This is a genomic window from Pseudomonas sp. Marseille-Q0931, from assembly GCF_940789645.1.
GTDB lineage: Bacteria > Pseudomonadota > Gammaproteobacteria > Pseudomonadales > Pseudomonadaceae > Aquipseudomonas.
Genome location: NZ_CALNWT010000003.1, coordinates 77491 through 94773, shown reverse-complemented (window position 1 = coordinate 94773; position 17283 = coordinate 77491). Strand labels below are relative to the sequence as shown.

The 17283-nt window shown below is 63.3% G+C and carries 19 protein-coding genes and 1 tRNA gene; 9 read left to right on the top strand and 11 right to left on the bottom strand.

Features of this window, described 5'->3' with window-relative positions:
* Nucleotides 1-171: 171 nt before the first annotated feature.
* Both P3C50_RS09330 and P3C50_RS09325 read right to left on the bottom strand, forming a co-directional pair.
* Nucleotides 172-2352, bottom strand: a complete 2181-nt coding sequence (locus P3C50_RS09330; protein WP_275545795.1) for a putative bifunctional diguanylate cyclase/phosphodiesterase — start codon at nt 2350-2352, stop codon at nt 172-174.
* Between the two features lie 379 nt (nt 2353-2731).
* Nucleotides 2732-3709 (bottom strand): zinc-dependent alcohol dehydrogenase family protein, encoded by a 978-nt coding sequence (locus P3C50_RS09325; RefSeq protein WP_197856123.1) that lies wholly within the window; start codon nt 3707-3709, stop codon nt 2732-2734.
* Nucleotides 3710-3879: 170 nt separating this feature from the next.
* Here P3C50_RS09325 and P3C50_RS09320 point away from each other — a divergent pair, with 170 nt between their 5' ends.
* Together P3C50_RS09320 and P3C50_RS09315 are read left to right on the top strand one after the other, a co-directional pair.
* Nucleotides 3880-4581 (top strand): transporter substrate-binding domain-containing protein, encoded by a 702-nt coding sequence (locus P3C50_RS09320; RefSeq protein WP_343252197.1) that lies wholly within the window; start codon nt 3880-3882, stop codon nt 4579-4581.
* 83 nt (nt 4582-4664) lie between these two features.
* Entirely contained in the window at nt 4665-5810 is a 1146-nt protein-coding gene (locus tag P3C50_RS09315) for a PQQ-dependent sugar dehydrogenase (RefSeq protein WP_275545793.1), read from the top strand.
* 59 nt (nt 5811-5869) lie between these two features.
* On the opposite strand, the gene P3C50_RS09310 is transcribed toward P3C50_RS09315, so the two are convergent.
* Nucleotides 5870-6061 (bottom strand): hypothetical protein, encoded by a 192-nt coding sequence (locus P3C50_RS09310; protein WP_013716575.1) that lies wholly within the window; start codon nt 6059-6061, stop codon nt 5870-5872.
* Between the two features lie 240 nt (nt 6062-6301).
* On the opposite strand from P3C50_RS09310, the gene P3C50_RS09305 reads away from it, so the two are divergent.
* The 3 genes from P3C50_RS09305 to P3C50_RS09295 all read left to right on the top strand — a co-directional run bounded on the left by P3C50_RS09305 (nt 6302) and on the right by P3C50_RS09295 (nt 7742).
* Nucleotides 6302-7144: a S1 RNA-binding domain-containing protein gene (locus tag P3C50_RS09305; protein ID WP_275545792.1), complete on the top strand. Its 843-nt coding sequence runs from the start codon at nt 6302-6304 to the stop codon at nt 7142-7144.
* A 54-nt stretch (nt 7145-7198) separates the two neighbouring features.
* Nucleotides 7199-7274: transfer RNA gene (locus P3C50_RS09300), tRNA-Thr, on the top strand.
* Between the two features lie 105 nt (nt 7275-7379).
* Nucleotides 7380-7742, top strand: a complete 363-nt coding sequence (locus tag P3C50_RS09295; protein ID WP_275545791.1) for a hypothetical protein — start codon at nt 7380-7382, stop codon at nt 7740-7742.
* 2 nt (nt 7743-7744) lie between these two features.
* Here P3C50_RS09295 and P3C50_RS09290 read toward each other — a convergent pair whose 3' ends face one another.
* From P3C50_RS09290 to P3C50_RS09270, 5 genes are all read right to left on the bottom strand, one after another.
* Complete coding sequence (locus P3C50_RS09290) at nt 7745-8791, bottom strand: sensor domain-containing diguanylate cyclase (protein WP_275545790.1); 1047 nt, start codon at nt 8789-8791, stop codon at nt 7745-7747.
* A gap of 110 nt (nt 8792-8901) precedes the next feature.
* A complete protein-coding gene (locus P3C50_RS09285) occupies nt 8902-9312 on the bottom strand; it encodes a GNAT family N-acetyltransferase (protein ID WP_275545789.1) in 411 nt (136 codons plus the stop codon).
* 95 nt (nt 9313-9407) lie between these two features.
* Nucleotides 9408-9737 carry a DUF2025 family protein gene (locus P3C50_RS09280; RefSeq protein WP_275545788.1) on the bottom strand — a complete coding sequence of 110 codons (330 nt, stop codon included), beginning with the start codon at nt 9735-9737 and terminating at the stop codon, nt 9408-9410.
* Nucleotides 9738-9835: 98 nt separating this feature from the next.
* Nucleotides 9836-10237, bottom strand: a complete 402-nt coding sequence (locus P3C50_RS09275) for an NUDIX hydrolase (protein WP_275545787.1) — start codon at nt 10235-10237, stop codon at nt 9836-9838.
* 41 nt (nt 10238-10278) lie between these two features.
* Nucleotides 10279-10980: a YebC/PmpR family DNA-binding transcriptional regulator gene (locus P3C50_RS09270; protein WP_275545786.1), complete on the bottom strand. Its 702-nt coding sequence runs from the start codon at nt 10978-10980 to the stop codon at nt 10279-10281.
* Between the two features lie 237 nt (nt 10981-11217).
* Here P3C50_RS09270 and P3C50_RS09265 point away from each other — a divergent pair, with 237 nt between their 5' ends.
* Nucleotides 11218-12258 carry a DUF1176 domain-containing protein gene (locus tag P3C50_RS09265; RefSeq protein WP_275545785.1) on the top strand — a complete coding sequence of 347 codons (1041 nt, stop codon included), beginning with the start codon at nt 11218-11220 and terminating at the stop codon, nt 12256-12258.
* Nucleotides 12259-12284: 26 nt separating this feature from the next.
* On the opposite strand, the gene P3C50_RS09260 is transcribed toward P3C50_RS09265, so the two are convergent.
* Nucleotides 12285-13019 (bottom strand): sulfite exporter TauE/SafE family protein, encoded by a 735-nt coding sequence (locus P3C50_RS09260; protein WP_275545784.1) that lies wholly within the window; start codon nt 13017-13019, stop codon nt 12285-12287.
* 139 nt (nt 13020-13158) lie between these two features.
* On the opposite strand from P3C50_RS09260, the gene P3C50_RS09255 reads away from it, so the two are divergent.
* Complete coding sequence (locus tag P3C50_RS09255) at nt 13159-14052, top strand: EamA family transporter (RefSeq protein ID WP_275546049.1); 894 nt, start codon at nt 13159-13161, stop codon at nt 14050-14052.
* A gap of 138 nt (nt 14053-14190) precedes the next feature.
* Here P3C50_RS09255 and P3C50_RS09250 read toward each other — a convergent pair whose 3' ends face one another.
* Nucleotides 14191-14472, bottom strand: a complete 282-nt coding sequence (locus P3C50_RS09250; RefSeq protein ID WP_090430990.1) for a peptidylprolyl isomerase — start codon at nt 14470-14472, stop codon at nt 14191-14193.
* A 265-nt stretch (nt 14473-14737) separates the two neighbouring features.
* Between P3C50_RS09250 and P3C50_RS09245 the strand changes: the two genes are divergently transcribed.
* A complete protein-coding gene (locus P3C50_RS09245) occupies nt 14738-15187 on the top strand; it encodes a hypothetical protein (protein WP_275545783.1) in 450 nt (149 codons plus the stop codon).
* Here P3C50_RS09245 and P3C50_RS09240 read toward each other — a convergent pair whose 3' ends face one another.
* A complete protein-coding gene (locus tag P3C50_RS09240; RefSeq protein ID WP_275545782.1) occupies nt 15188-16237 on the bottom strand; it encodes a GGDEF domain-containing protein in 1050 nt (349 codons plus the stop codon).
* 185 nt (nt 16238-16422) lie between these two features.
* Between P3C50_RS09240 and P3C50_RS09235 the strand changes: the two genes are divergently transcribed.
* Nucleotides 16423-17283: a CAP domain-containing protein gene (locus tag P3C50_RS09235; RefSeq protein ID WP_275545781.1), complete on the top strand. Its 861-nt coding sequence runs from the start codon at nt 16423-16425 to the stop codon at nt 17281-17283.

Below are 17283 nucleotides of genomic sequence, written 5' to 3'. Positions count from 1 at the left end.
TAGCCGCGATGAGATATCAGACTCAGGCAACGGCCAAGCAACGACAAGGTGCGCGAGCTTTCCCCGGATTGCATCCGGGCTACGCCGCTGGTCGCGGCTAAAGCCCCTCCCACAGGGCGGCGCGATTGTTGTAGGAGGCGCTTTAGCGGCGAGCTTATGCTCAAAGAAAGCTCAGGACCTGGCCGCTACCCGTTCCAGCGGCCGGTAGTGAGGTGGGAACAACGTGACGATTTCCGCCAGCGGTACCGGTTTGCTGAACAGATAGCCCTGCACCTGATCGCAGCCGCGCTCCTGCAGAAACTCCAGCTGCGCGGTGGTTTCCACGCCTTCGGCGACGACCTTCAGGTGCAGGGCATGGGCCATGGCGATGATGGCGTGGACGATCTCGCGGTCCTGATTGGAGTTGGCCACGTCCTGAATGAAGGAACGGTCCACCTTCAGCGTATCCAGCGGCAAGCGGCGCAGATAGGCAAGGGATGAATAGCCGGTGCCGAAGTCGTCGATGGACAGGCTCACGCCCAGCGCGCGGATGTTTTCCAGCAGGCCGATGGCGCGATTGATGTTGCTCAGCAGCGCGCTTTCGGTCACTTCCAGCTCCAGGCAGTGGGCGGGGCAGTGGGTCGCGTTCAGCAATTGCTCGATGCGGCCCGGCAACTGGTCGTTGGCCAGATTGAGCGCCGAGCAGTTGACCGCGATCTTCAAGCCCGGATAGCCCATGTGCTCCAGGCTGTTGAGATCGAGACAGGCCCGGCGCAGCACCCAATTGTCGAGCTGATCGATAAAGCCGTTGGCCTCGGCGATGGCGATGAAGCGTTCCGGGGTGAGCAGACCGTGCTGTGGATGATTCCAGCGCACCAGGGCTTCCAGCTTGCTCAGGCCACCGCTGCGCAGATCGATGATCGGCTGGTAGTAGAGGACCAGGCCATTGTCCTGCAGCAGGGTCTGGCGCAGGTCCTCTTCCAGTTGCAGCTCGTACGAGGCCTTCTGTTTCAGGTGCGGGTTGAAGAAATGCACCACGTTGCGCCCGCTGCCCTTGGATTGATAGAGCGCCAGGTCGGCGTGCTTGAGCAGCTCGTCGGCGCTGCTGCCGTCCTGTGGAAACAGGCTGATGCCGACGCTGGTGGTCATCACGATCTTGCGCCCGGCCAGGCTGATCGGCTCCTTCATCTGTTCCAGCATGCGCGCGGCCAGCGCACGCGGGTCGGCATTGCTGTCGAGGCTGGCGACCACGCAGAACTCGTCGCCGCCGAAGCGCGCGATGATGTCGCGCTCGCGTAGTGCTGCACGGATGCGCTGCGCCACCACGCGCAGCAGTTCGTCGCCGGCGTCGTGGCCAAGGCTGTCGTTGATGCGCTTGAAGTGATCGACATCGAGAAACATCACCGCCAGGCTGCGGCCGGTCACAGCATGCTCTTCCAGAGTGGCAGTGAAGACCCGGTTGAAGCCGCGGCGATTGAGCAGTTCGGTCAGTGGGTCGAAATGCGCCACCTGTTCCAGCGAGGCCTTGGCCTGATCGAGCTGCACCAGCAGGGTATTGACCCGCTGCAGGTCGCGCTCCTTGTCGTCGAGCTTGCGTCCGATCCAGGCTGCGGCCAGGCCCAGGCCGAGAATCAGCAGGGTGATGGACGCGACGATCACCACCAGTTGCGCGCTGTTGTCGGCACTGCGCAACTCCAGCGGCGTGCCATCGGGCACCACCAGGTTGAGCGCGGCCATGCCGGTGTAATGCATCGAGGCGATGGCGGCGCCCATCACCAGCGCTGCCGAATACTTCATCCAGCGCTGGCGGCTGGGCGAGCCGTTGCGCACGTAGCGGTTGAGCAGCAGCGCAGCGAAGCTGGCGCTGATGGCAATGATGATGGACAGGGTGAACAGGCCGCCGTGGTAGTAAGCCTGGGCGTCCGAGCGGATCGCGGCCATGCCGCTGTAGTGCATGGCGCTGATGCCCAGGCCGATGATCACGGCCGCCAGTAACTGCCGGCTGAGGCCGGGGCGCGGCATGGCCATGCAGTAAAGAGCGAGAAGGGCGGCAGCCAGCGCCACCAACAAGGAAAGCGCGGTGGTGGCGAGGTCGTAGCGAATGGCGACAGGTGCGTGGAATGCCAGCATGCCGATGAAATGCATGGACCAGATCGCGCCGGCCAGGCACAGCCCGCCGAGCAGCCCCCAGACCAGGCGCATGCTGCGCATCGGCACCTGATCGAGATGCCTGGCGATGGTCAGTGTGCTGAGACTACCGATACTGGCGATAACGTAGGACAGCACCACCAGCTTCGGGTCGTGTAAGCAGTCGAGCAGAACTTGGCCCTGCTCGGGCAGGTCTGCGAGAAAATGAATCGACCATCCTTCCATAGGCATCCCCCTGGCAGGGCGGTGTGCATGTCCATTCAGTGAAGCACAGGCACGTTCGTACTTGCGTGCGAGTCGACGGGCTATAGGCCACAAAATGACCAGCCCTCAAGGTTTTTAGCACTAAAAATGGCACTTTGCCTTATATGTGCCAGAAATTGGGCAGATTGGTTTAACTTAGCGCGTTGGGCCTGTATCAGGCGCATCGTTATGACGAAGGTTGAGGCGAAGGGCGTGAGACGCCTATCGCCCCATATTCGGCCGGTGCCGGCAGGGATGGAGGCCCATGGCCGAGACTCCCGTGAGGCACGAGCGGCAAGGTGAAGCAGAATGTTGGCGCGCTCATAGGGCAGGGCGCGCTATCCATCGGGCGCGGTTTACGTTAAGGCACCAGCAGGATCTTGCCGTCACGCTCGCCGCTGGCAGCTGCCGCCACAGCGTCCTTGATGTGTGCCAGGTCGTAGGTGGCGGCGACGCGGGTCTTCAGCTTACCGCTAGCGATCAATTGCACCAGCTCGCCGAACACCTTCATCTGCTGCGCCGGGCTGGCCTGCTGGAACCACTTGGCCAGCCAGAAGCCGCGCAGGGTGACGTCGCGAAATACGAACGAGGCCGGCGAAACCTGGCAGGCCTCGCCGCTCATCATGCCGTAGTTCACCAGCACGCCGCCGTTGGCCAGCGCCGCGGCGATATGATCGGTGCTGGCGCCACCCACCGCGTCGATGCCCAGGCGTACGTCGGCGCCGCCGGTAGCAGCACGAACCCGCTTGGCCAGGTCAGGACCGTCCACCAGCACCAGATCACCGCCTTCGGCCTCGACAGCGGCGACAGCCGATTCCCGGCGCACCACGTTGATGGTCTTGAAGCCGCGCAGCTTGGCCAGCTGGATCAGATAACTGCCGACGCCCGAGTTGGCGGCGTTCTGGATCACCCAGTCGCCCGGCTTGAGGTCGACGAACTCGCTGAGCAGCAACGAAGCCGTCGGCGGGTTGACGGTGAGCATGGCCAACTGCAGCGGATCGGCCTCCGGTAGCGGGATGAGCTTGTCTGCCGGCGCGTTCAAGGCGCTGACCCAGGTGCCGCAACCCACCGGCAGCAGCACGGTCTGGCCGACCTTGAAGTTGCCGACGCCTTCACCGAGCGCCTCGACCTTGCCGACGCCTTCATTGCCGCCGACCGCGGGCAGCGGCGGCAGCATGCCGTAGGCGCCGGTCAGGGTCAGCACGTCCGACGGATTGATCGGTGCAGCCAGTACCTTGACCCGCACTTGCCCGGCGGCGGGTTCCGACAGCTCCAGAGGCACAGCGCTGATCACGTCTTGCGGCACCGGGCCGCGTTGCTGGTATTCGGCTTTGAGCATGTCTGATCTCCTGAAGACTGGCGCAAAAATGCGTGCAGCCAGTCTAGCTGCGATAGGGCAAAGCGGAATGAATCGGCCGGCATCCACTCTGGTTATGAAGACGACCAGCCGTCTATGCTCTGGCTTATCCGATAGTGGGGTAGACGATGGGCAGATGGTGGCTGGGCTTGATCTTGGCATGTCTGAGTCCGACGGTTGCGGCAGAGGTGCTGCATGTCGGTTTCGGCACGCACAAGCCGCCTTACGTGTTCGAAGGGGAGCCGCGCGGCCTGGAGTACGAGATCGTCGACCGTGCCGCCCACAACGCCGGCTTCGAGCTGACCGCCTATTACGCACCGATGGAGCGCCTGCACCTGATGCTGCGGCGCGGCGAAATCGATGCCATTACCACTACCCACGAGCGCAGCGGGGTTGTGGCGTTCTATTCCGATATCTATATCCACTACCACAACGTTGCAGTGTCGCTGGCCAGTCGGGATTATCACATCGAGCGTATCGCCGACCTGAGCAACTATGCGGTCAGCGCCTTTCAGCGTGCGCGCCTGCTGCTCGGGCCGGAGTTCGAGCGTATGGCGATGAACAACCCGCGCTATCGCGAGGAGGCGCTGCAGATCAACCGCAACCGCCTACTTTACAGCGGCCGCACCGATGTAGTGGTGGGTGACAAGCGGATCATTCTCCATCTCGATCGCGAAGTGAACGATCAGGTCGACGTAACCCAGTCGCTCGACTGGTTCGAGATTTTCCCACCGACGCCGTACCGCGTGGGCTTTCGTCAGGACTCGCATCGGCTGCGTTTCGATGCGGGGTTGCGCATGCTGCGCGAATCCGGCGACTACCTGCGCATCGAACGACGCTACCTGACGGACTGAAATCTGAGGAAACTTTTGCAGGGCTGCCTCGGTTGGCAGGCTGTAGCACTATGCCGGCTTGTCTGACGACTGGAGACGCCTCGATGCCGCGCCTGAAACCCCTTGCAGCCCTCGGTCTGATCGCTCTTTTCGGTGCCCAGCACAGCCTTGCCGAAGACCGGCAGCTTGATTCGGAACTGGGCCCGCTGAAGGTTCATACCGTCGCCGAAGGTCTGGCCAATCCCTGGGCCGTGGCCTTTCTGCCGGACGGCCAGGGATATCTGGTCAGCGAGCGGCCGGGCGCGTTGCGCCGGGTAAGTGCCGAGGGGGCGGTGTCCGAGCCATTGCGTGGGCTGCCTGAAGTCTTCGCTGTCGGCCAGGGTGGTTTGCTCGACGTGGTGCTGTCGCCTGATTTCGCCCAGGACCGTATGGTTTACCTGTCCTACGCCGAAGAGGGTGATGGCGCTGCCGGTACGGCGGTGGGGCGCGGCAAGCTCTCGGCCGATGCTGCGGCGCTGGAGGGCTTCGAGGTGATCTTCCGTCAGCAGCCGAAGTTATCCAGCGGCACGCACTTCGGCTCGCGCCTGGTGTTCGACCGTGACGGTCACCTGTTCATCGCCCTGGGTGACAACAACAATCGCCCCACCGCACAGGATCTCGACAAGTTGCAGGGCAAGCTGGTGCGTATCTTTCCCGATGGCCGTATTCCCGAGGACAACCCCTTCGTTTCCCGTGATGGCGCGCGTAAGGAAATCTGGTCCTACGGTCATCGCAACCAGCAGGGCGCGGCACTCAACCCCTGGAGCGGCCGCCTGTGGACCCACGAGCACGGCCCGCGCGGCGGTGACGAAATCAACATTCCCGAAGCCGGCAAGAACTACGGCTGGCCGTTGGCGACGCACGGGGTGAATTACTCGATGCTGGCGATTCCCGAGGCCAAGGGCAAAACGGTCGAGGGCACCGAGGCGCCGCATCATGTCTGGGAAAAATCACCGGCCATCAGCGGCATGGCCTTCTACGACGCGGAGCGTTTCCCGGCCTGGCAGCAGAATCTGTTCATCGGAGCACTGGCCAGCCAGGCGCTGATTCGCCTGCAACTCGACGGCGACAGGGTCGTGCATGAAGAACGCTTGCTGGAGTCGCTGAAGGTACGGGTACGCGACGTGCGACAGGGGCCGGACGGTTATATCTACGTGCTGACGGATGCGCCGAAAGGGCAGTTGCTGCGCCTGGGGCTGGCGAGCGAGTAAGCTTGGTTGGAGGCTAAGGCGGGGAGGGAGGCTGGGTGCGCAATGCGCACCCGAGGCGATCACTTCTTGCTGATGGTGATCTGACGAGTGCCGCCGTAAGTCTGACCGCTGACGCCCTTGGCGATCTGCTGGATCTCGCCACCACCCTGCAGGAAGGCAGCGATCTGCGCCTCGATGGACTCGCGGGTTTCCACGGCAGGGGCGGGTTTGCTGACTTTGCTGGCGGACGACTTGACGCGAAGGGTGGCCATGACCTTGATCTCTTTCAGATGGGCGGCCGGCCATTATGCCTCAAGCCGCCTTTTTCTGCTTGGGTAATCGCCCCGTTACCGGCTACAACGCCGCGCATGAGCGGTTTTTCGCGACACTTTATGGCTTGTTTTCCAGTCACTTATACGGCCTTTTGACCGGCTGTCGATTCATCATGCAGCCAGCCCGGTTGTGCCTGATCTCGGGTAGAATGGCCGGCTGTTTTGGCGAGGTGTAACACGATGGCCGTTATCGGGCGGATGAATTCTTTACAGGTGGTCAAGCACACCGACTTCGGTCTGTATCTGGACGGTGGCGCGGACGGTGAAATTCTCCTGCCCAAGCGCTACATCCCCAAGGATACGCCGAGCGAGGTCGAGGACTGGCTCAACGTGTTCATCTACCTGGACAGCGAAGACAAGCTGATCGCCACCACGCTCAAGCCGAAGATCCAGCTTGGCGAGTTCGCCAGCCTCAAGGTGGTGGATATCAACCGCGTCGGCCTGTTCTTCGACTGGGGCCTGCCCAAGGACCTGTTGCTGCCACACTCCGAAGAGAAGCGTCCGCTGCAGATTGGCGACTACTGCGTGATCTACCTCTATCTGGACAAGCGCACCCGCCGCCTCACCGCCACCGCGCGCCTGGATCGTCATCTGGACCAGGTGCCGGCCAACTACCAGGTCGGTCAGGAAGTCGATCTGCTGGTGGTCGAGCGTACCGACCTCGGTTTCAAGGCCATCATCGACGGCAAGCATTGGGGTCTGATCCACAAGAACGAGCTGTTCAAGTTCATCCGCAGCGGCATGCGCGAGAAGGGCTACATCAAGGAGCTGCGTGCCGACGGCAAGATCAGCCTGAGCCTGCAGCCCATCGGTCACGAAGCCGCCAGCGGCCTGGCCGAGCAGATCATCGAGCGCCTGCGTGATCAGGGCGGTGTGCTGGCATTGGGTGACAAGAGCCCGCCAGAGCTGATCGCCGAACAGTTCCGGGTCAGCAAGGGCAACTTCAAGAAGGCCATCGGCGGGCTCTACAAGCAGGGCCTGATCCGCATCCACGACGACCGCATCGAACTGCTCGACAGCTGATACGACCGTGACTTGAGCGCCGGCGCGGCAACTCGCATAATGCCGGCGTTTCCCGCCGGTGTAGCTCAGTCGGTAGAGCAGCGCACTCGTAACGCGAAGGTCGTAGGTTCGATTCCTATCTCCGGCACCATAAAAATCAAAGGGTCTGCCTCGGCTGACCCCTTGTCGTTTCACGCTGAAAATTCTCTCGAACTGTTGTCCAACCCGGTGTGATGATGGTTTTCGGGTGTCAGGCATGCGCAGTCTGACCCTGACTCAGTGGGAGTTGCTCATGCTCATTCGTTCGCTTGTATTGATCCTGACTGCAGTGTTGGCCAGTGCCGCTTTCGCCGATCAGCCGCAGACCATCCGGGTCATTCCCAAGAGTTACGTCAGCCCCGGTGCCAGCGGCAGCGTTTCGGGCTCGTCGAGTTATCAGCAGCACAATCTCTACGGCGGCCAGCGTCTACCGCGGGGCAGCGTGCGTCAGGAAAGCCGTTATGGCAGTCAGTCCATCGAGACGCGCGGCGGGATTCGGCAGAGCACCGAGTATCCCGGCGGGCTGATCATCGAGCGTCAACCTGGCAGCGGCAGTTACCAGCTGCAACGTAGCCGCTGATCTCAATGACGGGCGGCCGTTCTATGTGCGTTGTCCGGCGCGTCAGAGATCACTGCGCGGTTGCGCCCCTCGCTCTTGGCCCGGTACAGGCATTCGTCGCCGCGCTGCAGCCAGCTTTCCCAATGCTCGCCACCATGCAGGATCGCGCCGCCTATAGAGACGGTCACCGCGCCGCCCGGGCTTTGCAGCTCACTGGCGACCTTGCTCAGCAGGTTCTGCGCCGCGACGCGCAGGCCTTCTGCATCGGTGCTGGGCAGCAATAGCAGGAACTCCTCGCCACCGAAGCGGAACAGGCGATCTTCCTTGCGGCAGTAGCGCTTGATCAGCCCGACGAAAGCCACCAGCACCTGGTCGCCGACCTGATGGCCGAAGCGGTCGTTGATCTGCTTGAAGTGGTCAAGGTCTATCACCAGTAACCCATAGCTGTCGCTGTGACGGCGATGGCTGGCCACGGCGATTTTCAATTCTTCGTTCATCGCCCGACGGTTACGCGCGCCGGTGAGCGGATCATGGATCGCCAGCATTTGCAGTTGGTCGCGCTGGGTACGCGTGCGGAAGGCGAAGATGAAGCTGAGCACGCTGGCCATCATGCAGGTGACCAGGAACGAGACCATCTGGTAGTTGCTCTCGAACACGCTGCCGGGTACCAGCAGAGCGTGGCTGACCAGGCTGATCAGCACCAGTGCGGTGGCCAGCAAGGCCTTGCCGGGCGAGACCATGAAGAAGTTGAAGAGGATCAGCGGGTAGATCCAGAACAGGCCGTTGACCCCCAGGTTGATGGCGATCAGTGTGGCGCCGACCGAGAACACTGCGGCCAGGTAGAGCCCAGGTTTGACGGTGTCGCGGGTGACCCAGGCATAGCGCACGGCGAACAGCGTGGAGAGAACGATAATCGTGTCGGCGATGCCAACCAAATAATTGCCGTGGAGCAGGCGGTAAACGGCATAGGGCGAAATGCCGATGACGCCGAACAGTCCCATCAGGGTGATGATCGACAGCTGGAAATCGTTGCGCAGGCGTTTCAGCAAACGTGCGGTCTGGGTAGCCATAGCGTTTCTTTTCGTTGTTATGGAATAAGCATGCAAAGCTTTGACCGCCGATGGCAAGGGGCATTCCGGAGCAAAGTGCCAGTATTTTTGCCCCAGGCGACAGACTGCCTTTAATGGGCGCGCAGCGATACCAGTGACTTGCTGCGCTGGTAGCGGGCCAGTCGTTCGGCTAGTTCGGCGGGAAGAGGCTGGCCGGGTGCGAAACCTCGCCACTGATAGAAACCCTGCAGGTCGGGATGGCAGAACAGCCAGACCGCTTCCGGATGCTCTGCCAGGACGTGATCGAGCAAGGCCGCGGCCACGCCCTGGCGACGCAGTGCAGGGGCGACGAACAGCCCGGTGAGCCACTGTCCACCTGTCACGGCTCGCATGCTGAGGGCCGCGACAATGTCACCTGCATGTTCGGCGACCCAGATCTGGTCGCCCGCCTGGCTGCGCATCGGCGAGCGATGGCCGCGGTAGAACTTGTCGACCAGGGGGCGCAGCAGGGGCGGCAATTGGCGGTAGCGGAATGGGCTCATCGGCACAGGGGAAGCGGGCGATGGGCCATTTAAGCAGAATCAGGCGGGTAAGGGTGCACCGCGGTTCGCTGTACACGGCGCTCCCTGTCAATGATTCAGGCTGGCGCCAGACGGCGGCGTTCGGCGCGGATCTCCGGCAGGTCGGCGCGACGCAGGTAGACGCGTAGCGGTTCGCTGAGATTCACCCGGTCATCGATACGCTGGTCCTGCAGCCAGGCCAGGCGCTGGCGATCCAGGCGCATCAGCTCGCCTTCGTCGGCGTGCCAGACGTACTCGCAGGTCGGAGTGATGGTTTCGGCAGGTACGTCGAGGCCGAAGCTGTCTTCGGAAAAACGCAGCAGGTACTGGCCGGTCTTGGCGTTGAAGCCAACGAAACCCTGCAGCTGGTCGGCGGCCTGGCAGATCTGGGCGGACGTGATACTCATGGCAAACCTCGTTTCCTATGGGGTTTGCAGGCAAGGCGAATGGTTCTGTTTATCGGCGCAGCCTAACGCCTGAACCGCTGGCTGTGCGTTGCCGTGGATCAAGGAAGCCGTTGCAGGGCCGGCAATACCTGCTCGCGAAGCAGCGGCGCCAAGTCATCGGGCAGGGGCAGGGCAGTATCGAGCCAGCGCAGTTCTTCCAGCTCAGCGGCGGCTTGTACCGCATGGGGCAGGGCGGCGCGATAGATGTCGGCCTGCACCCAGGTATCGGCTTCGTTGGCGGCGGGGGCGTGGAACTGGCCGAGTGGTTGCAACGCTGCGCTGTCCAGTTGCAGTTCGAGCTCCTCGAACAGTTCACGCTTGAGCGCAGCCAGTGCATCTTCGCCCGGCTCGCGCTTGCCGCCAGGCAGCATGAAGAAACCGGTATTGCGCTTGCGCACGAGCAGCAGGCGGCCTCGTTCGTCGAACAGGCAGGCGGCGGCGATATCTAGGGTGTTTTTCATGGGATAAGCAGCGGGCGCCCGATCAGGGCGCCCGGCGGGCCTCAGCCAGCAAGGCCGACGTAGACATTCTGCACGTCGTCATGGCCGTCGATGGCCTCGAGGAAGGCCTCGACTTCTTCCATCTGTTCCGGCGTCAGGCTGGTTACCGGGTTCTTCGGGCGGTAGCCGAGCTTGGCCGAGTTGACGGTGAAGCCCTGCTCCGGAAGCGCCTTGCATACGGTGTCGAGGTCGGTCGGGTCGGTGATGAACAGCGTCGAGCCTTCGTCATCGGGCACGAAGTCTTGAGCGCCGGCTTCGATGGCGGCCAGTTCCGGGTCCGCGCCTTCTTCGGTGCTGGCTTCGATCAGACCAACGTGGTCGAAGTCCCAGCTCACCGAGCCGGAAGCGCCGAGCTGGCCCTTGCGGAACAGCACGCGAATCTCGGCGACGGTGCGGTTGACGTTATCGGTCAGGCACTCGACGATCACCGGCACTTGGTGCGGGGCGAAGCCTTCGTACTGGGTACGCTCGTAGTTGACCACCTCACCGGACAGGCCGGCGCCTTTCTTGATGGCGCGATCCAGCGTGTCCTTGGGCATCGAGGCTTTCTTGGCCTGGTGCACAGCCAGGCGCAGCTTGGGGTTCATGTCCGGATCGGCGCCGTTACGCGCGGCGAGCATGATTTCCTTCACCAGCTTGCCGAAGATCTTGCCTCGGGCATTGGCGGCGGCTTCTTTGGGTTTAGCTTTCCACTGGGCGCCCATCTGGGGTCTCCTGGCCGATAGGTGAGACGGCGTCGCGCGAATCTGCGCGTGACGATCGGATAGGCTGCGGATTCTAGTGCCTTGCGCGGTTATCGGCACCTGCAATTTCCCGATGGTGCGAGCACCCTTGCTGGCGACCGGCGAATCACACCAACTGCGGGGCTGCGACGTCGCTTGCCTGGCTCGCTCGGGCGAAGGAACATGACGCCCCTGCGCAATCGTCAAAAGGAGTTGTTCATGTCGCGTTGGGTCTTGCTTACCGCTCTGCTGCTGGCTGCGGGAATCGCCCAAGCCGCTCCCGAGCAGGTGCCGCTGTACCGGGAAATCAAGGATTGGGTCGTCGCCTGCGACAACCTGCGCGGATGCCAGGCGTTGAGTGCGCCGGAGAGTTTCGATTACCAGCCCTTGAGCCTCCAGCTCGAGCGCTCTCCAGGCGCCCAGGCGCAGCTACGACTGTCGTTGCACGATGCCGAGCAAGGCGGCTATGCACCGCTGCGGCTCGACGGTCGGGCCTTGTCTACTGCAGGTCGCCTGCAGCCGATAGAAATTCAGGGTGAAACCACGTTGGTGGCCGAAGGCGCCGATGCTCAGGCAGTGCTGACCGAGCTGCGCAATGGTGTGCAATTGCGCATGGAAGGTGAGCGCGAGTACGAGGCGGTGGTTTCGCTCAGTGGTCTTTCCGCTGCCTTGCTGCTGATGGATGCTGTGCAGGGGCGGGTGGACAGCCGCAGTGCCCTCTATCGTCCCGGCTCACGACCCGATAGCGAGGTGCCCGCTGCGCCATTGGCGCCGCGTCTGCGCGCCTACCCCGGTGTCACGCCGATGAGCGAAGTGGAGCAGCGTGATATCGCTGAGCACGTAATGGCCGCGACCCGCAGCCAGTGGTTCGAAGAGGATATGAGCAGCGAGCCGGAGGCCGAGGCTTTTGCGCTCAACGACCAGGAGGCGCTGGTCATCATCCGAACCTGGTGCGCCGCCTACAACTGCGATTTTGCGGTGTATCGCGTCGGTCGCCAGGCGCCTTATGCCGAGCTCGATCTGCAGCTCGAGACGCCGCCGCTGGACCTTGGCGCGTTGTCCGGTTGGGTGAGTTACAACCCCGACACCGGCGAGCTGGGCTACCTGTACAAGGGGCGAGGGATTGCCGATTGTGGTGAATCGGGCAGCTGGCGCTTCGATGGCGAGCGTTTTCAGCTGGCCTCGCTCAGTTTTCTCGGCCGCTGTGCGGCGCGTAATCCGGGCGAGTGGCCCGAGTTGTGGCGCGTGGTCGAACCCTGATCCCGTACGGTTCCCGGCAGGACGCGCTACAGGTAGCGCCAGATCAGTTGCACGCCAGCCAGCAGGATGCCCAGCCGCGCAATGCGGTAGAACCACAAGTGGTTGACCCGTGACTGCAGCCACAGCCCACTCCATACCCCTAGCGGCACGATGGGCGCGAGCATCAGGCTGAGCAGCAGGTTCTCCTGGGTGAACTGGCCCAGCGCGGCGTAAGGGAACAGTTTGGCGGCGTTGGTCAGCAGAAAGAACAGGTTGATGGTGGCGACGAAGCGCACCTTGTCCAACTGCTGCGGCAACAGATGCATCATTACCGGCGGCCCGCCAGCATGGGCAACGAAACTGGTGAAGCCGGCCAGGCTCGACAACAAGGTGCCACGGCCGGCGCGCAGCGGTCGTGGCGCCTGGTTGCTCGCTAGCAGACCGAGGCCGACGAAGACGATGGCGATGGTGCCGATCAGCAGGCCAATGGCACGTTCGTCGAAGAAGCCAAAGGTCAGCGAGCCGATGCCGATACCGATCACGGCGCCCGGCAGCATGACCTTGAGGTTGGCCGTATCCCACTTGCCCCAGTAAGCCTTCAGCCCGACCACGTCGGCCAGGCAGAGAATCGGCAGCATCACCGCCACGGCCTGTTTCGGCGAGGTTGCCAATGCCAGCAGCGGCACGGCGATGCCGCCCAGGGCGCCGCCGAAACCGCCCTTGGACAGGCCGGTGAGAAACACCGCCGGCAGGGCGAACAGAAGGAAATCGTGCAGGGTCATGGGCGTGACGTAACGGCGCTGAAGCGCGCAGGTTAGCAGCCGCGCGCGGCTGTGTGGCTTTTTTCCGTGGCCTCTGTGTCTGTCTGGCTCGGGGCGAGGCTGCTCTAATGCCTGCTCAATCAAGGCGAGGCTCATGCTCATGACACCCAAGGATCTGCTGCTGGCGCTGCTGGTAATCGTCGTCTGGGGGCTGAACTTCGTGGTGATCAAGGTCGGTCTGCACGGCATGCCGCCGATGCTGATGGGCGCCCTGCGTTTTCTGCTCGCAGCCTTCCCGGCGATTCTCTTCGTGCGCCGGCCGCAGGTGCCACTGCGCTGGATGTTGGCCTACGGCATGACCATCTCGCTGGGGCAGTTCGCCTTCCTGTTCTATGCCATGTACGTCGGCATGCCGGCGGGCCTGGCGTCGCTGGTGCTGCAGTCGCAGGCGTTCTTTACCCTGTTCTTCGCCGCTCTGTTTCTCGGCGAGCGGCTGCGCGGCAGCAACCTGTTCGGTTTGCTGGTGGCGGCCAGCGGCCTGGTGTTGATCGGTTTGCAGGGTGGGCAGGCGATGACCCTGGCCGGTTTTGCCCTGACCATCGCGGCGGCGTCGATGTGGGCGCTGGGCAACGTAGTGACGCGCAAGTTGGGCAAGGTCAATCTGGTCGGCCTGGTGGTCTGGGGCAGTTTGGTTCCGCCGCTACCGTTCCTGGCGCTGTCGCTGTGGCTGGAGGGGTCTGAGTTGATCAGCCAGTCGCTGCTCACGCTTGGCCTGGATTCGCTGCTGGTGCTGGCCTACCTGGCATTCGGCGCGACCATTCTCGGCTATGGCCTGTGGAGCCGCCTGCTGTCGCGCTACCCGGCCAGCCAGGTGGCGCCGTTCTCGCTGCTGGTGCCGGTGGTGGGCATCAGCTCTTCGGCATCGTTGCTGGGCGAACGCCTTGCGGGGCTGCAGATGGTCGGCGCGGGGCTGGTGATGGCCGGGCTGCTGATCAACGTCTGGGGCGGACGCTTGCTCGACAACTGGCGCCAGCGCGCGCCGGGCGCTGTTTGACGCAGGTAGGGAAGTTCGAGGTCTGATCCAGACGCTGCCGGATCTTACGTGCAGGCGCTTGAGGCGTAACGAGGTGCGCTGTTTTCAGCAGAGGTGCCCGAAGAGTGGCAGCAGCCATTCTTCGGGCCGGGGACGCGATCAGTCCTGGCGGCTGGTGACTTCCAGCAGGTGATAGCCGAACTGGGTCTTGACCGGGCCTTGCACCACGCCGACCGGCGCGCTGAAGACCACGGTGTCGAATTCCTTGACCATCTGGCCCGGGCCAAAGGAGCCCAGGTCGCCGCCGCTGCGGCCGGACGGGCAGGTGGAGTTGTCTCGGGCCAGTTGGGCGAAGTCGGCACCGCCCTCGATGGCGGCTTTCAGTTCGTTGCACTTGTCTTCGCTGGCAACCAGGATGTGGCGGGCAGTGGCGCGGGCCATGGGGAGTACCTCCTATTGATAGAGGTGCAGAGCCTAGCGCAATCGCCTTGCCAAGCAAACGGAAAGCCGTTCGCTCGACGTTCAGCCTTTCATTGGCCGCCGGCTGCGCCGCTGGCGGCATGAGGGCTCCGTGCACCGGAAAAACCTTGCCTTGCGGTGGCAAGTCGCTGCCGCTAAGGCATGCGCCGAGCCCGTGGTCAAAGGCCGGCAGCGGCTGGCCCGAAACCTGCTTTGCCTGTAGCGAATGCTTTTGGCGGGAGGCCATATGACCAGCATCAACAACAGCATACCTGCCATGCTCAGCTACTACGGCAGCCAGGCAAACAATCGTTCCAGCACCGCCAGTGGCGAAACCGACAGCCAGGCCAGCCAGGATCCGCTGGCCGATCTGCGGCGTTTCGCCAAGCAGGTGGTCGCGCGTAGTGAGGGTGGGCTGCTGCGTGCGATGAATGGCGGCGCGGCGACGCCCGCCAATGCCGTGCAGAGCAGTGCCGACAATCAGGCGGCGGCGCCCTCGGTGATTCAGTTGCCGGATGTGACGCAACTCGATCGCGACGATGCCGCCAAGCTGCTGCAGCAGGTGCAGAAGATGGTCGACGCCGGCCTGGACGGCAGCGTGCGCATCGCCGGGCACAATGGCGACAAGCAGACCGACTCGCTGGAAACCTACCGCCAGTGGCTGCAGGAAAAGGGCGGGCTCAGCGTCTACGCCTGATCAGCCCGGTACCGGTTCGCTGTCGCCCATGTCTTCGCCGGTGATGACCCGGTTACGTCCGGCACGTTTGGCGGCGTAGGTACGCCTGTCAGCCGCCAGCATCAGCTCGTCGAGGGACTGCCCGTCCACCTTGAAGCTCGCCACGCCGGCGCTCAACGTCATGGCCAGGGCGATGCCGTCGTTCATCAACGGCTCGGCTGCCAGGCGCTCGCGCAGGTTCTCGGCTATATCGCGAGCCTGGCCCGCCGTGCTGCCGGGCAGCAGCACGGCAAATTCCTCACCGCCCAGGCGACAGAACAGATCGTTGATGCGTAGCCGTTGCGCCAGCACCGTGGCGAAGTGGGCCAGGGCACGGTCGCCGACCTCGTGGCCGAAGCGGTCGTTGATCTGCTTGAAGTGATCGATATCGAGAAACACCAGCGAAAGCGGTGTGCCATTGCGCAACGCATGGGCGCGCTCACGTTCGAACACCTCGGCCAGTTTCAGCCGGTTCGCCAGGCCGGTCAGGGCGTCGGTGGTGGCCTGCTCGGTCAGACGCCTTTCGTTGAGAATGCGGCTGCGCTCGTAGATGTGGGCGAAAATCATCACCGCCAGGCTGGCCAGGCCGAGGTTGGCGATGATCTCCACGTTCTGCAGCAGACCCTCGGAAGAGAATCGCCGAGTGAAGACGAACAGGCCGACGCCGACGAACAGCACCGAGCCGTACATGCCCAGGCGCAACCCCAGAAGCAGGTAGCAGATGATCGGAATCGACTGAATCCAGGCGAACACCGCGAAGGTGGTGTGGGTCTGAGCCAGCGCCAGGATCATGATGCTGAAGAACGGCAGCAGGTAAACCGCGGTCAATAGCTGCAGGTGGCGGGTTCGGTCGAGGATGGTCAGCAGATACAGTGATACAGCGGCGTAGCCGATCTCCAGTCCCGCCAGCAGCCAGTTATCGTGCAGCAGATTGACCACGGAGAAGAACAAACCGCCGCTCAAGGTGATCCATAGCAAGGCTTTGAGGACCAGGCGTCGGTGTTGTTCGTTCTTGGCAGCGTAACCAGGCATCGGTGTTCTCGGGCGGAATGAGGCAATTGCGACAGTGGTGCGATGGCGGCAAACGGCGTCATGCAGGAACCCTGCCGAGCCTGGTGAGTCCAGTGTTCGCAGGCATTCGAAGGGACGAGGAAACCGGTAATGATGGTGCGCCGGGAAATACGTCAGAATCACGACGTTAGTTGGGAGAGGGCTGTATGACAACAACAATGGACAAACGGGGATGGCGGCGCTGCCTGCTGGCGCTGCTGTTGATGGGGGGACTGGGCTCGGTTCAGGCCAGCGAGGATCTGGCGCTGATCGAGACGATCAATACCTATCGCAGCGAAGTGCAGCGTTGTGGCGTGCAGGCCTCCGAACCGTTGCCGCCGTTGACCAACGACCCGCGCCTGATACTGCCCGCCAATGGCACCGCGGACCTGCAGGATTCGCTAAGTGCCTCCGGCTATCCGCTGGTCAACGTCCAGGCCATCACCCTCTCCGGCCCACGCAATGCGCAAGCGGCGATGCAGGCATTGAGCGAGAGCTTCTGCCGCGTGCTGCTCGACCCGCAGTTCATTGATATCGGCGTCAGCCAGGAGGATCGTGACTGGCGCATCGTGCTGGCAAGGCCGCTACTCAGCGGGCGCTTGCAAACCTGGCAGACCGAGGGGGAAGGGCTGCTGCTGCTGGTCAATTCCGCCCGTGCCGAGGCGCGCCAGTGCGGCGACCAGGCATTCGCCGCGACGGCGCCGCTGGTATGGAGTGCTGAACTGGGCAGCGCTGCCGAGAGCCACAGCCGGGCCATGGCCAATGGCAACTTCTTCGCCCATCAGGGCCGGGACGGCCTGACACCGGGTGATCGGGCCGAATTGGCGGGCTACGGCGGCACCACGGTGGGTGAGAATATCGCCGCCGCGCTGGATACCACCGCCAAGGTGGTCGAGGGCTGGCTGGCCAGCCCCGGGCACTGCGCCAACATCATGAACCCGGCGTTCAGCGAGCTGGGCGCTGCCTACGCCAATGACCCGCAGAGCGATGCCGGCATCTACTGGACGGCATTGTTCGGCGGGCAATGA

Coding starts and splice junctions, on each gene's coding strand:
- P3C50_RS09305 (WP_275545792.1), top strand. CDS start 6,302: ATGGCCGTTATCGGGCGGATGAATTCTTTACAGGTGGTCAAGCACACC.
- P3C50_RS09330 (WP_275545795.1), bottom strand. CDS start 2,352: ATGGAAGGATGGTCGATTCATTTTCTCGCAGACCTGCCCGAGCAGGGC.
- P3C50_RS09325 (WP_197856123.1), bottom strand. CDS start 3,709: ATGCTCAAAGCCGAATACCAGCAACGCGGCCCGGTGCCGCAAGACGTG.
- P3C50_RS09290 (WP_275545790.1), bottom strand. CDS start 8,791: ATGGCTACCCAGACCGCACGTTTGCTGAAACGCCTGCGCAACGATTTC.
- P3C50_RS09250 (WP_090430990.1), bottom strand. CDS start 14,472: ATGGCCCGCGCCACTGCCCGCCACATCCTGGTTGCCAGCGAAGACAAG.
- P3C50_RS09315 (WP_275545793.1), top strand. CDS start 4,665: ATGCCGCGCCTGAAACCCCTTGCAGCCCTCGGTCTGATCGCTCTTTTC.
- P3C50_RS09235 (WP_275545781.1), top strand. CDS start 16,423: ATGACAACAACAATGGACAAACGGGGATGGCGGCGCTGCCTGCTGGCG.
- P3C50_RS09260 (WP_275545784.1), bottom strand. CDS start 13,019: ATGACCCTGCACGATTTCCTTCTGTTCGCCCTGCCGGCGGTGTTTCTC.
- P3C50_RS09310 (WP_013716575.1), bottom strand. CDS start 6,061: ATGGCCACCCTTCGCGTCAAGTCGTCCGCCAGCAAAGTCAGCAAACCC.
- P3C50_RS09240 (WP_275545782.1), bottom strand. CDS start 16,237: ATGCCTGGTTACGCTGCCAAGAACGAACAACACCGACGCCTGGTCCTC.
- P3C50_RS09280 (WP_275545788.1), bottom strand. CDS start 9,737: ATGAGTATCACGTCCGCCCAGATCTGCCAGGCCGCCGACCAGCTGCAG.
- P3C50_RS09255 (WP_275546049.1), top strand. CDS start 13,159: ATGACACCCAAGGATCTGCTGCTGGCGCTGCTGGTAATCGTCGTCTGG.
- P3C50_RS09265 (WP_275545785.1), top strand. CDS start 11,218: ATGTCGCGTTGGGTCTTGCTTACCGCTCTGCTGCTGGCTGCGGGAATC.
- P3C50_RS09245 (WP_275545783.1), top strand. CDS start 14,738: ATGACCAGCATCAACAACAGCATACCTGCCATGCTCAGCTACTACGGC.
- P3C50_RS09270 (WP_275545786.1), bottom strand. CDS start 10,980: ATGGGCGCCCAGTGGAAAGCTAAACCCAAAGAAGCCGCCGCCAATGCC.
- P3C50_RS09285 (WP_275545789.1), bottom strand. CDS start 9,312: ATGAGCCCATTCCGCTACCGCCAATTGCCGCCCCTGCTGCGCCCCCTG.
- P3C50_RS09275 (WP_275545787.1), bottom strand. CDS start 10,237: ATGAAAAACACCCTAGATATCGCCGCCGCCTGCCTGTTCGACGAACGA.
- P3C50_RS09295 (WP_275545791.1), top strand. CDS start 7,380: ATGCGCAGTCTGACCCTGACTCAGTGGGAGTTGCTCATGCTCATTCGT.